At 40.5% G+C, this 14,273-nt stretch carries 12 protein-coding genes and 1 tRNA gene; 9 read left to right on the top strand and 4 right to left on the bottom strand.

Annotation, left to right across the window (positions count from 1 at the left end; genetic code table 11):
- Positions 1 to 3: 3 nt before the first annotated feature.
- Positions 4 to 1,569: a hydantoinase B/oxoprolinase family protein gene (locus H6G97_RS11130; protein WP_190940675.1), complete on the bottom strand. Its 1,566-nt coding sequence runs from the start codon at positions 1,567 to 1,569 to the stop codon at positions 4 to 6.
- Between the two features lie 55 nt (positions 1,570 to 1,624).
- Between H6G97_RS11130 and H6G97_RS11135 the strand changes: the two genes are divergently transcribed.
- Positions 1,625 to 2,107, top strand: a complete 483-nt coding sequence (locus H6G97_RS11135; protein WP_190940676.1) for a GNAT family N-acetyltransferase — start codon at positions 1,625 to 1,627, stop codon at positions 2,105 to 2,107.
- Positions 2,108 to 2,112: 5 nt separating this feature from the next.
- Here the strand turns inward: H6G97_RS11135 and H6G97_RS11140 are convergent, their stop codons facing one another.
- Positions 2,113 to 4,203, bottom strand: a complete 2,091-nt coding sequence (locus H6G97_RS11140; RefSeq protein ID WP_190940677.1) for a hydantoinase/oxoprolinase family protein — start codon at positions 4,201 to 4,203, stop codon at positions 2,113 to 2,115.
- A 109-nt stretch (positions 4,204 to 4,312) separates the two neighbouring features.
- Here H6G97_RS11140 and H6G97_RS11145 point away from each other — a divergent pair, with 109 nt between their 5' ends.
- Complete coding sequence (locus H6G97_RS11145; RefSeq protein ID WP_190940678.1) at positions 4,313 to 5,050, top strand: SDR family oxidoreductase; 738 nt, start codon at positions 4,313 to 4,315, stop codon at positions 5,048 to 5,050.
- 180 nt (positions 5,051 to 5,230) lie between these two features.
- Here H6G97_RS11145 and H6G97_RS11150 read toward each other — a convergent pair whose 3' ends face one another.
- Positions 5,231 to 6,412, bottom strand: coding sequence for an RtcB family protein (locus tag H6G97_RS11150; RefSeq protein WP_190940679.1), 1,182 nt, complete (start codon positions 6,410 to 6,412; stop codon positions 5,231 to 5,233).
- Between the two features lie 404 nt (positions 6,413 to 6,816).
- On the opposite strand from H6G97_RS11150, the gene H6G97_RS11155 reads away from it, so the two are divergent.
- The 3 genes from H6G97_RS11155 (at position 6,817) to H6G97_RS11165 (ending at position 8,564) form a co-directional block, all read left to right on the top strand.
- Positions 6,817 to 7,701, top strand: coding sequence for a class I SAM-dependent methyltransferase (locus H6G97_RS11155; RefSeq protein WP_190940680.1), 885 nt, complete (start codon positions 6,817 to 6,819; stop codon positions 7,699 to 7,701).
- A complete protein-coding gene (locus tag H6G97_RS11160; RefSeq protein WP_190940681.1) occupies positions 7,698 to 8,426 on the top strand; it encodes an HAD family hydrolase in 729 nt (242 codons plus the stop codon). Before H6G97_RS11155 ends, H6G97_RS11160 begins: the two co-directional genes overlap by 4 nt.
- Positions 8,427 to 8,491: 65 nt before the next feature.
- Positions 8,492 to 8,564, top strand: a tRNA-Ala gene (locus H6G97_RS11165).
- Positions 8,565 to 9,096: 532 nt separating this feature from the next.
- Here the strand turns inward: H6G97_RS11165 and H6G97_RS54730 are convergent.
- Positions 9,097 to 9,219 carry a hypothetical protein gene (locus H6G97_RS54730; protein WP_277883285.1) on the bottom strand — a complete coding sequence of 41 codons (123 nt, stop codon included), beginning with the start codon at positions 9,217 to 9,219 and terminating at the stop codon, positions 9,097 to 9,099.
- Between the two features lie 596 nt (positions 9,220 to 9,815).
- Between H6G97_RS54730 and H6G97_RS11175 the strand changes: the two genes are divergently transcribed.
- The 4 genes from H6G97_RS11175 to H6G97_RS11190 all read left to right on the top strand — a co-directional run bounded on the left by H6G97_RS11175 (position 9,816) and on the right by H6G97_RS11190 (position 14,194).
- Positions 9,816 to 11,228 (top strand): sensor histidine kinase, encoded by a 1,413-nt coding sequence (locus H6G97_RS11175; RefSeq protein ID WP_190940682.1) that lies wholly within the window; start codon positions 9,816 to 9,818, stop codon positions 11,226 to 11,228.
- A gap of 73 nt (positions 11,229 to 11,301) precedes the next feature.
- Positions 11,302 to 12,090 carry a response regulator transcription factor gene (locus tag H6G97_RS11180; RefSeq protein ID WP_190940683.1) on the top strand — a complete coding sequence of 263 codons (789 nt, stop codon included), beginning with the start codon at positions 11,302 to 11,304 and terminating at the stop codon, positions 12,088 to 12,090.
- A 116-nt stretch (positions 12,091 to 12,206) separates the two neighbouring features.
- Complete coding sequence (locus H6G97_RS11185) at positions 12,207 to 13,481, top strand: cupin domain-containing protein (RefSeq protein WP_190940684.1); 1,275 nt, start codon at positions 12,207 to 12,209, stop codon at positions 13,479 to 13,481.
- 395 nt (positions 13,482 to 13,876) lie between these two features.
- Positions 13,877 to 14,194 (top strand): NHLP leader peptide family RiPP precursor, encoded by a 318-nt coding sequence (locus tag H6G97_RS11190; protein ID WP_190940685.1) that lies wholly within the window; start codon positions 13,877 to 13,879, stop codon positions 14,192 to 14,194.
- Positions 14,195 to 14,273: the final 79 nt, after the last annotated feature.

Genomic DNA, 14,273 nt, shown 5'->3' on the forward strand with positions numbered 1-14,273 from the left:
TAATTAAGAAAACTTACCAAATCCACCACCGCCAGGAGTTTCTATCACAAAAACATCCCCAGTTTTCATCTCTACTGTTGCTGTACTGTCTAAATTCTCTTCAATTCCATCCTGACGTTGTAGCCAGTTTCGTCCTACTTTTCCTGCTTCGCCATCATTTAATCCAAAGGGAGGAACAACCCGATGACTAGAGAGAATATTAGCTGTCATGGGTTCTAGAAATCGAATGCGGCGGATAACTCCATTACCACCCGAATATTTTCCTTTGCCACCGCTATCAAGACGAAGACTAAAACTTTCTAAAAGTACAGGATAACGGGTTTCTAAAACTTCTGGGTCGGTCAAGCGGGAGTTAGTCATGTGGGAATGAACACCATCAGTTCCATCAAAATCAATTCCTGCTCCAGAGCCGCCGCAGATAGTTTCATAATATTGGTATTGCTCATTACCAAAAGTAAAATTATTCATCGTTCCTTGAGAAGCGGCTATCACACCCAAAGCACCATATAAAGTATCAACAATAGTTTGAGAAGTTTCTACATTACCCGCAACTACTGCGGCTGGATAGGTTGGGTTGAGCATACAGCCAACTGGGATAATAATTTCTAGAGGATTAAGACACCCAGCATTGAGAGGAATATTATCATCAACTAAAGTACGGAAGACATATAAAACTGCTGCTTGAGTCACAGCTTTAGGAGCATTAAAATTACTATTTAGTTGTGGATAAGTCCCCGTAAAATCAATCGTAGCACTGCGGTTTTCTGGGTGAATGGTTACTTTAACTTGAATTTGTGCGCCATTATCCATTTTATAAGTAAATGAGCCATCCTTGAGAACTGCGATCGCTCGTCTAACCGATTCCTCAGCATTAGCTTGCACAAAGCTCATATAAGCTTGAACAGTATCGAGCTTATATTGTGAAACCATTTTACGAAGTTCTTGAACTCCCTTTTCATTTGCGGCAATTTGTGCTTTAAAATCAGCGATATTTTGTTCAGGGTTACGAGCAGGATAAGTATGATTTGAGAGGTGCTGTTTTACTGCGGTTTCTCGAAAATTCCCCTCTTCAACCAAGAGAAAATTATCAAAAATAATTCCTTCTTCTTCTACTGTAGTACTGTGGGGAGGCATTGAGCCGGGAGTAATTCCCCCGATATCTGCTTGGTGTCCACGAGAAGCAACAAAAAATAGGGGGATTTGGCATGGATTATTTTCACTATTTTCCAAAAAAACTGGGGTAATTGCAGTTACATCAGGTAGGTGGGTTCCGCCGTTATAGGGGTTATTAGATAGATAGACATTTCTCGGTTTGAAGGTATGGCCTTTATCATTAATTAAACTGCGGACACTTTCACTCATTGAACCTAAATGTACAGGAATGTGTGGAGCATTTGCTACTAATAATCCTGAAGAATCAAAAATAGCGCAGGAGAAATCCAGCCTTTCTTTGATATTCACTGATGTTGCTGTATTTTGTAACACAATTCCCATTTGTTCGGCGATAAATTGATAGAGATTTTTAAATATTTCTAAGCGGACAGGATCTGGTTGAGTTGTTGTGTACATATTTGATTCCTATTCTTTGGTAAAATTATCTACGAAAGTGATTAAAAGTAGTTCAATGAATATTCGCTCTGCTACACCTGATGACGTATTACTAATTCTTTCTTTTATCCAAAAAAAGTCTGAGTTTGATAGAAAGATTGGTGCTTATTCTGGTGTAATTAAAGTTACTGAGGATAAAATACGTAAAACAATGTTTGGATCAGTACCTTTTTCTTACGTTTTATTTGCAGAAACTTCAGAGTGTGTGGTTGGGTTTGCTTTATATGGATTTAGATACTCATCTTTTATAGGGCAACCAAGTATTTGGCTTGATGATTTGTATGTGGATGAAGATATGAGAAGCCAGGGAGCAGGAGCCATGTTAATGAATTATTTAGCTCAAGTTGCAAAGGACAATGACTGTACCCATCTTGCTTGGAATGCTGATGTTCGCAACAGTCGCGGACTTAATTTTTATGATCGGCTAGGTGCAAAAGTTACAGAGCAGAAAGGTAATCGCTGTTTTTTAACCTGGACACCACAAATACTTACTGTATAAGCAGTTTATAGACGCTGTAAAATTAAATGATTGTCCGCAGTTAACCTTGCTTGCCAGTTAAGTTCCACTACAATTGTGCTAATTTTTTCGACAACGATCGCAGGCCCATTAATACTATCTTCTGGTTGTAAATCTTCTCGTCGGTAAACCAGAGTATCATACCATCTATCGCTACTAAACATCCTTACTGTCTCAAGAAATGCAGGAGCTTCATCTATAGGGCGAGTACGAGTAATTAAAGGTTCTTCAGGAGTATCCATCTTCTGAATTACTTCTACTGAAGCTGATTCGACAATTAAAGTTTTATCTAATTGAATGAAACCATAACGGGATTTATGTTCAGCCTCAAATTCTTGTCGCATAACTACTACACCATCGGCAAAATTAACTGTCAATGTAGAGTTAGTTCCTGCATATTTTAAACTGACTTTTTGGACTGTTTCTGTTTGAATATTAACCTTATTTATTTCACTTCTAGCTTGAGCTTCTAAAGATTCCATTAACTGCTTTAATTTCGGGATTAATGCTTGATTTAAAGGCTGTTCTACACCCCCTTCTCTAATTGCCCGTACATCAGCTAATCCCATTCCGTAAGCAGAGAGAACACCAGCATAAGGATGTAAAAATATTTTTTTAATTCCCAACGTATCGGCAATTAAACAAGCGACTTGCCCACCTGCACCACCCAAACAACAAAGCACATATTGGGTAACATCATAACCACGTTGCAAACTGATTTGTTTAATTGCGTTCGCCATATTTTCTACTGCGATCGCAATAAATCCTGCGGCTACTTGTTCAGGAGTACAATCATTTAATATAGTGCCTTGAATGTCTTGGGCTAATTGTGTAAATTTCTGAATGACAATATCTTTGTCTAAAGGTAAATTGCCCTCAATTCCAAAAACTGAAGGAAAATATTGTGGGTGAATTTTGCCTAACATCACATTGGCATCAGTAACTGCTAATGGGCCGCCACGTCGATAACAAGCAGGCCCAGGATTTGACCCAGCAGATTTCGGACCGACACGATAACTAGAACCATCAAAAAAGAGAACTGAACCACCGCCAGCAGCAATAGTATTAATTGCTAATACAGGAACTCGCATCCGTGCCCCAGCAATTTCTGAATCTAGTTGTCGTTCATATTCTCCTTTAAAGTGGGCAACATCTGTACTTGTTCCACCCATATCAAAGGTGATAACTAACTCGAAGCCTGCTCTTTTACTAGTTTGAACTGCGCCAACAATACCGCCAGCCGGGCCACTTAAAATACTATCTTTTCCTTGAAATTGTTCGGCTGCGATTAAACCGCCATCAGATTTCATGAACATTAATTTGACTCCGGGCAACTGACTCGCTATTTTGTTGACGTAGCGACGCAGAATAGGAGTTAAATAAGCATCAACTACTGTTGTATCTCCTCGGCTAACTAACTTCATTAAGGGACTAACTTGATGGGATACGGATATTTGGCTAAAGCCGATTTCTAAAGCAAGCTGGGCTATTTGTTGTTCGTGATTGGGATAGCGATCGCTGTGCATAAAAACAATAGCGCAACTCCGAATTCCTGTCTGGTAAACTGCTTCTAAGTCACTTTTTACTTGTTCAATATTTATAGGTATTAATTCATTTCCGCTGGCATCGTAGCGTTCATCTATCTCAACCACTTGCTCATAAAGCATGGTTGGTAATATGATCTGCCGGGCAAAAATATTAGGACGGTTTTGGTAGCCAATTCTTAAGGCATCTTTAAAGCCTTTGGTAATGAGAAGAACAAGGCGATCGCCTTTCCTTTCTAACAGCGCATTTGTGGCTACTGTTGTGCCCATTTTTGCTACTTCTATCGCTTCATTAGGAATGGGTTCATTATTAGAAATACCCATGATATCCCGAATACCTTGGATAGCTGCATCTTGATATTGTTCGGGATTTTCTGAAAGTAGCTTATAGACTATAATCCATTGCTGATTAGGCAAAGTCACAATTAAAAAACGTTCAGAATGCTTTGAAAGTCTATCTATAATTACTTGATTATTAGTAACAGCGACAATATCTGTGAATGTACCACCACGGTCAGCAAAAACTTTCAACATTACTCTGTTTACTCGACACTATAGAGGTAGCATAACAATAGGATTTGAAATGTTTATACTTAGCACTCAATGTTTCATAAACCACACTCAATAACCCGCAGGAATCAATATGTCTGAGATTCAAAACCAAGTGGTAATCATTACCGGAGCCAGCAGTGGTTTAGGTGAGGCAACCGCGAAGAGACTTGCTGCTAGTGGAGCCAAGCTGATGCTGGCTGCCCGGCGCGAAGATCGGTTGAAAGAACTGGTTGCAGCGATCGCTAAATCAGGAGGGACTGCAACCTATCGAGTGACAGATGTGGCAGATCGCGCACAAGTGGAAGCCTTGGCAAAGGAAACTTTGAGTACATACAGCCGTATCGATGTGCTAATCAATAATGCGGGTTTGATGCCGCTCTCTCCCCTCGATCAAGTAAAGGTGGAGGAGTGGGATCAGATGATCGATGTCAATATCAAGGGCGTTCTCTATGGGATTGCTGCCGTATTGCCGATTATGCGTCAGCAAAAGTCTGGTCATGTTATTAACCTATCATCAGTGGCCGGACATAAGGTGTTTCCGGGGGCAGCAGTCTACTGTGCTACCAAGTACGCAGTGCGAGCGATTTCTGAAGGGTTGCGGCTAGAGTCAAACGGCGAAATCCGTTCGACTAATATCTCACCAGGAGCCGTTGCCACTGAGTTGACTTCCACGATTACCGATAAAGACACAGCAGCGGGAATGGATCAACTTTATGCGATCGCTATTGATGCAGATGCCATTGCCCGGGCGATCGCCTACGCCATTGAGCAGCCTGCTGATGTTGATGTGAATGAAATGATTATCCGTCCCACACGTCAAGAACTTTAGATTTGAGCTAACAAAAGTCGTAACACACAACTTTTAACCTCGTTCCCAGTTTGAAGACTGGGAATGTATTCTAAGAGGCTCTGCCTCCTCTGTCTTGACCAGACCCAGAATGCGTTCCCAGGCTGGAGCCTGGGAACGAGGCAACACAAGAGTTTGGACTTATCTTAGTGCCATTCGTTTTTAGCCTTTTACACACACAACTTGTTTCAAGGTAGCAACTATTTCAACAAGGTCTGTTTGTTGATTAATCACCTCATCTATAGACTTATAAGCACCAGGAATTTCATCTAATACACCCTCATCTTTGCGGCATTCTACGCCATTTGTTTGCTCTATCAAATCATCAAGTGTGTAAACGTTTTTTGCCTTATTTCTAGACATTAAACGCCCTGCACCATGACTACAAGAACAGAAGCTGTGGGCATTACCTTTACCCTTAACGATGAAAGACTTTGCCCCCATTGAACCAGGAATAATCCCATAATCTTCAATTTGAGCGCGAACTGCACCTTTGCGAGTTACATATACATCTTCGTCAAAATGCACTTCTTTTTCAGCGTAATTGTGATGACAATTAACCTGCAATAAAGGTTTAGTTGCCTTCCCACCTGCCAGATGCTTCTCAACTATGTGCTTAAAACGCGCCATCATCACATCACGGTTGACACGCGCATAGTTTTGTGACCATTGCAAATCGTGCCAATATGCTTGAAATTCTGGCGTACCAGCGACAAAGTGAGCCAAATCAGGGTCAGGCAATTTATTACCTGCCATTTTTGCTAATTCCCTGGCTGTGTGAATATGGCACTGGGCTAGTTTATTGCCGATGTTGCGCGAACCAGAATGTAGCATCAGCCAAACTTGGTTCTCTGTATCGAGGCACACTTCAATAAAGTGGTTTCCTCCACCGAGAGAACCCATCTGTTTCATGGCTTTACTTTGTAGGTCTTGCACGCCGCGATGCAAGTCTTTAAAATCATCCCAGTGTTGCCAGTTGCTAACAGATTTTTCAACGTCTTTATTTTCATTAAATCCAGTTGGAATTGCTGCTTCAATATCCAGGCGGATTTTCTTCAGTTTACCTTCTAGTTGTTCAGCGGTAAATACTGTTTTGATCGCGCTCATACCACAACCAATATCCACACCGACAGCCGCTGGTATAATTGCTTCTTTGGTTGCAATTACAGAACCTACTAAAGCACCTTTTCCTAAGTGAACATCTGGCATTAAGGCGACGTGCTTAAATACAAATGGTAATGATGCCACATTCTTTGCCATCTTAGTTTCTTCTGGCCCCAAAGAATGATTTGCCCAAGATAAGACGGGTGCTGGTGTGGTAATTTCTAATTTTTCGTAGGGCATAATTTTTCTATTTTGGATTTTAAATTTTAGATTTCGGATTAGGCTGATGGCACTGATAATTATCAGTATGATTTACAACTCATTATTGAGGTACTTTTCAAGCTATTTTTTCAGGTTTGTAGTCAGGATTTTAGTGCGTTTTACAAACTTGTTTACTCATCAATTTAAACTTGACAGCCTACTACTTAGTTGTAACAATTTAAATGCTGTATTGTCTTTCATTTGCCTAGCTCAATTTTCGTGAAGCTGAAGAATTACTTTTAGGACGTAACACTTTGTATTACAAATGTAACAAAGTAAATTACAAAAGTCAAGCCGATCGCCATAGAACGAAAAGATGTATTAAAATTTGTAAAGAAAAAACTCTGATTGAAAAAACTCTAACAACTTCTGAAACAACACCTATGGCAGTGCGTCAAGATACAATCTGGGAACGTTTTTTATCCCCTGTAGTGCGTCTTTTGATTGATGAGGAAGGGTTACGGCGTTACGCTGATAGTATCGATTGGGAGAAAGAGTGCGATCGCTATCGACGAGGTGATGTGATAATTCCGGCGTACTACAGCAGTCAAAACTTTCACGGTGTTACAGGCGGATATCTGAATTACGGTGCAGCAGTTAGTTACGATCCGATTACTCAATATGTTGTACCGCCGAATGAAACTATTGTCCGTCAGGCTTTAGTTGATGCCGTCAAGGTAAAACCACGACGCATACTTGATTTAGGCTGCGGTACAGGTTCCACTACTTTAATGTTAAAGCAGGCTTTCCCTGAAGCGGAAGTTATTGGTTTGGATTTATCACCCTACATGCTGGTAAGGGCAGAAGATAAAGCTAGAAATGCTGGTTTAGAGATACTCTGGCGACACGGGAATGCTGAAAAAACCAGCTTTAGAAATGCAACATTTGACTTAGTGACAGCTTCTTTGCTATTCCACGAAACACCAGATGCGGCATCCCTAGCAATTTTGCGGGAAAGCTTTCGGTTGCTGGTAGCTGGAGGGCAAGTATTAATACTCGATGGTAATCAGAAGACTCTGCGTCAGTTAGAATGGCTTAATGATGTTTTTGAAGAGCCATATATTCGTGAGTATGCTGCTGGTAGCGTAGAGGCGAATATGGGTGCAGCCGGATTTGAAGCTGTGCGATCGCACGATGTATGGTGGATCAATCAGGTAACTAGCGGCATTAAACCAATAGCAACCGAAAATATCCGTCGGTATATTCCCACATCAATAGATAATGATTTGGAGGGACTTGGATCTCCAGCATTTGGCATAAGGGCATGAGTTTAAAGGCAGTTCTTTTTGATTTTAATGGTGTCATCATTAACGATGAGCCAATCCACCTGCAACTGATAGATGAGATTCTCATTGAAGAAAATCTCCAACCCCAACGGGTGAGTGAGCGTCAAGCTTCTCTTGGACGCAGCGATCGCGCTTGTTTTCAGCAACTACTCGCTAATCGTGGTAGAGTCGCTAACGAAAGCTATTTAACTCAGTTGCTGTACCGCAAAGCCCAAGCCTATGTGGTAGAACTAGAGAAAATCGAGAAACTGCCTTTATATCCAGGTGTAGAAGATTTAATTTTTCAGGTGCGATCGCAGAATCTAAAACTAGGATTAGTTAGTGGTGCTATTCGCCAAGAAATAGAATTGGTACTCCATCGAGCTAAACTGGCCGAACATTTTAAAATTATCGTCGCGGGTGATGACATTACCACCAGTAAACCAGAACCCGATGGTTATCTACTGGCAGTGAAACGCCTAAATAAAGAATATCCTGAATTGAATCTTCAACCACACGAGTGTCTGGCAATTGAAGATACTCCAGCAGGTATCGAAGCGGCAAAGCGATCGCACATGCAAGTTGTAGGTGTAGCGAATACTTACCCATTCCACATGCTCCAGCGCTGCTGTAACTGGACTGTTGATTATCTCAGTGATTTGGAACTCGAACGCGTGCAGAAAGTTTATTCTCAAAAACAGCCTCAGCCATCGGCAACTGAATGTTAGAATACTCTATGGTGATAGTGTATTAAGTTAATAAGTAATATTACTCTTGACTTAGCAACGATTAAGGGGAATTAGCTCAGTTGGTAGAGCGCTGCGATCGCACCGCAGAGGCCATCGGTTCAAATCCGTTATTCTCCATTTGTACATTAAATAATTATTGTCAGTTTTAAAGAATTAATGTCCAGTTTTTCCAAGTTCAGGGGCATAATTTACGTAGTTTCGCGGCTTTTAGCAATTAAATCAATTTTAAAGAATTATTGTCCAGAGTTGAAACCAGTTTTAAAGAATTATTGTCCAAAATCAGCCTGTAAAACTCGGCTAAATATATGGTTGCTAATTTAATTTATTACAGCAAGCCCAAGGCTCTTAAATAACAAGAGTAGCTTTAAAGCCCTTTTTTTTGCAGTCTAATTAAAAAAATATACTACCTCTTGTTTTGCTGTTTTCACGCAAACAGAGGCTTCGCTACTATATCGCTGCGTTTCTACGTGCGATCGCAGCGCTCCTTTCAAACCATTCTAAAACAGGATTATACAGCCAAAGTGGCTCTTCAATAATGAAAACTTTCTGCTTACCACCTAAAGGGAAGACTTTGGAAACCCCACGCTCCCGTTGCAGGTAAAACGTGGGACAACTTTAATTGTCTTTCAACCCACCAAGCGGGAGGGCTTTAGAAACATTGTACATTTGTTAAAGCTAGTTGTCGTTCTGGCGATCGCGGTGGGTATTTTTGAGCAGAAATGGCCAGTTGTAATAAATATGAATCTAGTTCATCTTGTTCGGGATGATACATCTGAAACTCCAAAAGCGACGAAAACGAATCTCTATTTTTTTCTCCCTGTGCAGCCCGAAGTTTTATGCCAAACAACTATTTTAGTTACGAATCTTTACATTGATCAATGCAAAAAACTAGCTTCTGATGGGCAATCCCAAGGAAAAATCTAACTTTTGCTTAAAAAACTAAGTGAACTTTTGTAACTAAAATCCGATATTTGCATAAAAAAAGTTGCAGTAGACAAGAGAAACAATAAAAGCTGTATCGAAACTATATAGGTTATGACTATAAAAAACTCTACCCACAAGGGAATGAAATTTTTGGGCATGGGGAATCGGGAATAGGGCATGGGTAAGAATTACCAATGCCCTATGCCCAATACCTCAAGCGGTGGCTATCCCTTTCCATCCACAAAAAAATAGAGTTTACCGACGCTTTCGATGAATTCGAGAAAACAAAGCCTGACTTAAAGGATTGAAATGCTTTCATAAGTTTGCAGAAAGCGGTAATTCTGATTCGATTCGACAAAAGTCGTATTAAACCAGATGCAACCGCAGCTTAGTGATGAAAAGTCATTTTTAAAAGCTTATTCAGTAATTGCAGTGAATTGAACTATGGTTATTAGCAACCGCATTTTAGAGCAAAACAACTTTCCAATCAAACTGCTACTAGAAAAGGAGTTACAGCATACTAAATCTGTAATTGTTGATATGGAAGATGCAGTTTTCTGGGTAAAGCCAGATGCGGGGTTTCTCTACGCCAATGATGCAGCGTGTAGTTTGGTGAAATATTCTCGTGAAGAATTACTCTCTATGACTATGCACGACATCAAACCAGGCTTTTCGCCAGCAGTCTGGTCAAAGTATTGGAGAACTATTAAAGAGCAGGGCTACCTATACTTTGAATCTTTATATGGAACTAAAGAAGATCAGATTTTTCCCGTAGAACTTACTATTATTTATTTGGAATACAACTCTAGCGAATATGGCTGTATCTTGATTCGCAATATCAGTCAACGCCAGCAGACATCTATCGTCTTACAAAAGGTTAATGAAGTATTAGAGTGTAAAGTTCAACAGCTTACAGCTGAATTAAGAGACGCTAATCAGCAGTTATGCCGAGAGAAAGTTTTGCGCCAGCAGATAGAGACGGCTTTAGAACAAGAAAAACTACTCACTGAACACAAAGCGCACTTTTTCTCTATGCTTTCTCATGAATTTCGCACTCCGTTAAATATTATCTCACTGTCCGCTAGTCTACTAAAACGTCATCTTCATCGGTGGACTGAAGATAAAAAATTACAATACTTGCAACGCTTGGAAATGGGAGTTGAACAAATCAGCCAATTGATGGATGAAATTTTCCTCAACGGGAGAGCAGAAACAGAAAAGCTCAAGTTTGAGCCAAAACCACTTAATTTGTTCGAATTGTGCAGTGACATATTGGCAGAAATGAATTTAAACGAAAGCAACACCACTTGCTTAGTGCCGGGAGAACATAATGACAGTTCCTCGTGGAAAGAATCACACCAGTTACCACTACCGAGGGAATCTCCCCGTAAGGGAGAAGTTTCGAGCAAAGAAAGCCTCTGCTCAAACAACTCTGTACAACACGATCGCTTCTCAATATCTGCGTCACCGGAGACTCCTGACTACGCAGTTACCTTAATTAGTCAAGGTGATTGTACAGTTTGTGTAGATCAAAAATTGCTACAGTCTATTCTCAGAAATTTGCTCTCAAATGCGGTCAAATATTCTCCAAGCGGCAGCACGATTGATTTGATAGTTTCTCGCCGGGATGAACAAGTCATCTTTCAGATTAAGGATCGAGGAATTGGCATTTCTGTAGGAGATCAACCACGACTATTTAAGCCATTTCATCGCGGTACGAATATCGGCAATATCCCCGGTAATGGATTAGGATTAGCACTTGTCAAAAAGCTTGTAGACCTGCATGGTGGTGAAATTTCAGTTGCCAGCGAGGTTGGAATAGGTACTACATTCACAATTGCCCTACCGGTGCAGTGACTATCTCTGCAACAGGACAGCCAAAAAGTCTATGTAAAACTCATAATTCATCTGACGCTTACAAGGGGACACTATGATTAAAATTCTAGTGATTGAAGATGAGCCAGAAAGCCGAGATATATTTTTAGACAGTTTAGAAGCAGAAGGGTTTGAAGCGATCGCAGCCGAAAATGGTCTTGTTGGTATTCAGCAAGCACAAGAACACTTGCCTGATTTGGTACTGTGCGACATTATGATGCCAGAACTAGATGGTTATGGTGTTCTGCATACATTGCGCCAAAACCCTTTAACAGCAACAATTCCCTTCATTTTTCTCAGTGCAAAATCTACTAAAACTGAGGTTCGTCAAGGGATGAATTTGGGAGCTGACGACTATCTTACCAAGCCCTCGACAGTAGAGGAATTATTGGAAGCGATCGCTACCCGATTAGAAAAACAAGCAACCATGCGCCAGTGCTATGTTGCTCAGTTCCAGCCAGTTCCAGAACCCCAAAGTACTGACGCAGACACATCAGCAAATTCCCAATCACTCTTGCCTACTTGCCCTCAACTTAAAGATGTTTTTGACTTTATCGAAGCCAATTATCATCAATCCATTACCCTGTGCGATGTCGCCCAAGCAGTAGGTTATTCCGCAGCTTACTTAACTGACTTAGTGCGACGCCAGACAGGAAAACCAGTGAATCATTGGATTGTCGAACGCCGAATGGCAGCAGTGCGTACCTTACTTTTGGAAACCGACCAATCTGTAAATCAGATTGCTGAGGCTGTGGGTTATCAGAATGAGGGGCATTTCTACCGCCAGTTTCGCCAATATCATGGGACTACCCCCCAAGTTTGGCGGAAGGCGCAGCGCATTTAATCCAGCATAAATTAGAACCGAAAAAATTGTTAGTTTTCTCAAAATATTAGGCATTGTTATCTAATTTAAAATTTTTTAGGTTGTTAGGAGGTAAAATAGTTTATGAATAATTAGACATGAACGATTTCAATAGATTGCTCCAGCCAAAGGAGCTAGCTACTTCTTTTGAAGAGGTTCAGGAACCATCTACAAAAGATTTTGATATTGATAGATTGCTTCAACCGATGGAGCAATCTACATTCTTTAGTGAATATTGGGAGCAACGCCCCCTCATCCTTTCGAGAAGAAAAGCAAATTATTATTCCAGCTTATTCTCAATGCAAGATGTCGATTCTGTCATCTATTTTACAAAGCCTACTAATACTCATATTAGATTATTGAATAATGGTCAATTGAAGCCTAATAATTACGTTAATCGTAATGGGATTCTGAATATTAACCAACTGTACGATGGGTATCATCAAGGTAATACAATCATATTAGAAGGACTTCATGAGCGCTGGAAATCGATATCAATTTTTAGCAGACATTTAGAAAGTTTTTTCAATCATCCCGTGAATGTCAACATGTACCTGACACCCAGAAATTCGCAAGGATTCTCACCACATTTCGACACCCATGATGTTTTCATTCTGCAAGTTGAAGGAAAAAAGCACTGGCGTATTTATGATTCTTTCTTATGTTTACCTTCGCCAATGATGGATGAAAGTCAACAGTTCATACCTCAGGACAAACTCAGTAATCCTTTATATGAAGTCGTCCTGAATGCTGGCGAACTGCTATATATTCCTCGCGGCTATGTTCACGAGGCATTAACTTCTGACTGTTCCTCTCTCCATCTGACTGTGGGCATTGCGACCTTCAGCTGGGCTGACCTGATTTCTAATGCACTTAGGTCAGTAAATGAGCAGAATGTTTGCTTTCGCAAATCTTTGCCGATTGGTTTCTTAAACTATGATGAGATGATAGAGTCTCTCAAACATCAATTTAAAGAACTGCTCGAACTACTATCAAATACTGCGATTGAGGACGCGGTTAATCGACTTGCAAAGAAGTTCTTTAGGCAGATGCCACCACTTCCCGACGGTCACTTTACCCAGATTGATGACCTCAGCCAGATTGACCTAGATACTATTGTCGAAAAAAGAAAGGGCATGATCTGTCGCATCATTAGAGAAGAAGGTTCGATAAGCATTCAATTCCCTGGAAACCAAGTCAGGGGCCCAAATTATATAGAGCCAGCACTTCGCTTTATTGCTGCTTCAGGAGCATTCCCTGTTAGAGCTATATCTGAGACTCTCAGTGATAATGGAAAGTTGGTTTTAGTGCGTCGCTTGCTAAAAGAAGGACTGTTAACTAGGGCGCAAGAAAAGACTCTCTACTCGACCTAGAAGTTGAGCAAACTTTAGGCTAAAACCACCATAAAGCATTAGATGTTCGCTCTAGCATTGAGTAGCGAGTTCTGCTATTAACACAATTTGTAAAGACCTACAAGTATATCAAGAAACGCTTGTCAGGTCTTTTTGCTTATAGTTATTTGCTTGCAATTATAGGCTTTAAGCTGACAATAAATTCAAATAAATATGCTGTTGTGAAGCAATATCTAATTCAAATAATCAAGCAAACTAACGCAATCACCGAGAGTTTTAGACTTAGCTTTATTCTCATTGAAAATTAAATAAGCAGGAGCGAAAAAAACGTGAGTCTTAGCGAAAAATTGTGGATTGTGAATGCAGATTACATCTTGTAAATTGATAGTTGTAAAGCCTTTATAGGAAATTTAAAAATGGCTGAACAACAGAAAATGACTAGAAACGAATTGGAAGCCAAATTAGTTGCCCATGCTTGGCAGGACGAAGCGTTTAAGCAAGAACTAATTAGCAATCCTAGAGCAGCGGTTGAAAGAGAAATTGGACAAAAGGTTCCAGAAAGTACAGACATTCGGGTGTTGGAGGAAACGGGTAACACCATCTATTTTGTGCTTCCCAAGAAGCCCAGCATTGACGAATTGTCTGAGGAACAGTTGGAGGCTGTTGCAGGAGGTGACGGTGGGGATATTCTACCCGATAGCGTTTCAGTTCTTACTGTTTCATGGGACCTTTAATCAACTATCGTCCTTTAGATATAACAAATCTGGAACCACAGATGATAATCTACGGACTTAGTAACTAGCAGAATTTGCA

The sequence above is a fragment of the Nostoc flagelliforme FACHB-838 genome, assembly GCF_014698065.1.
GTDB lineage: Bacteria > Cyanobacteriota > Cyanobacteriia > Cyanobacteriales > Nostocaceae > Nostoc > Nostoc flagelliforme_B.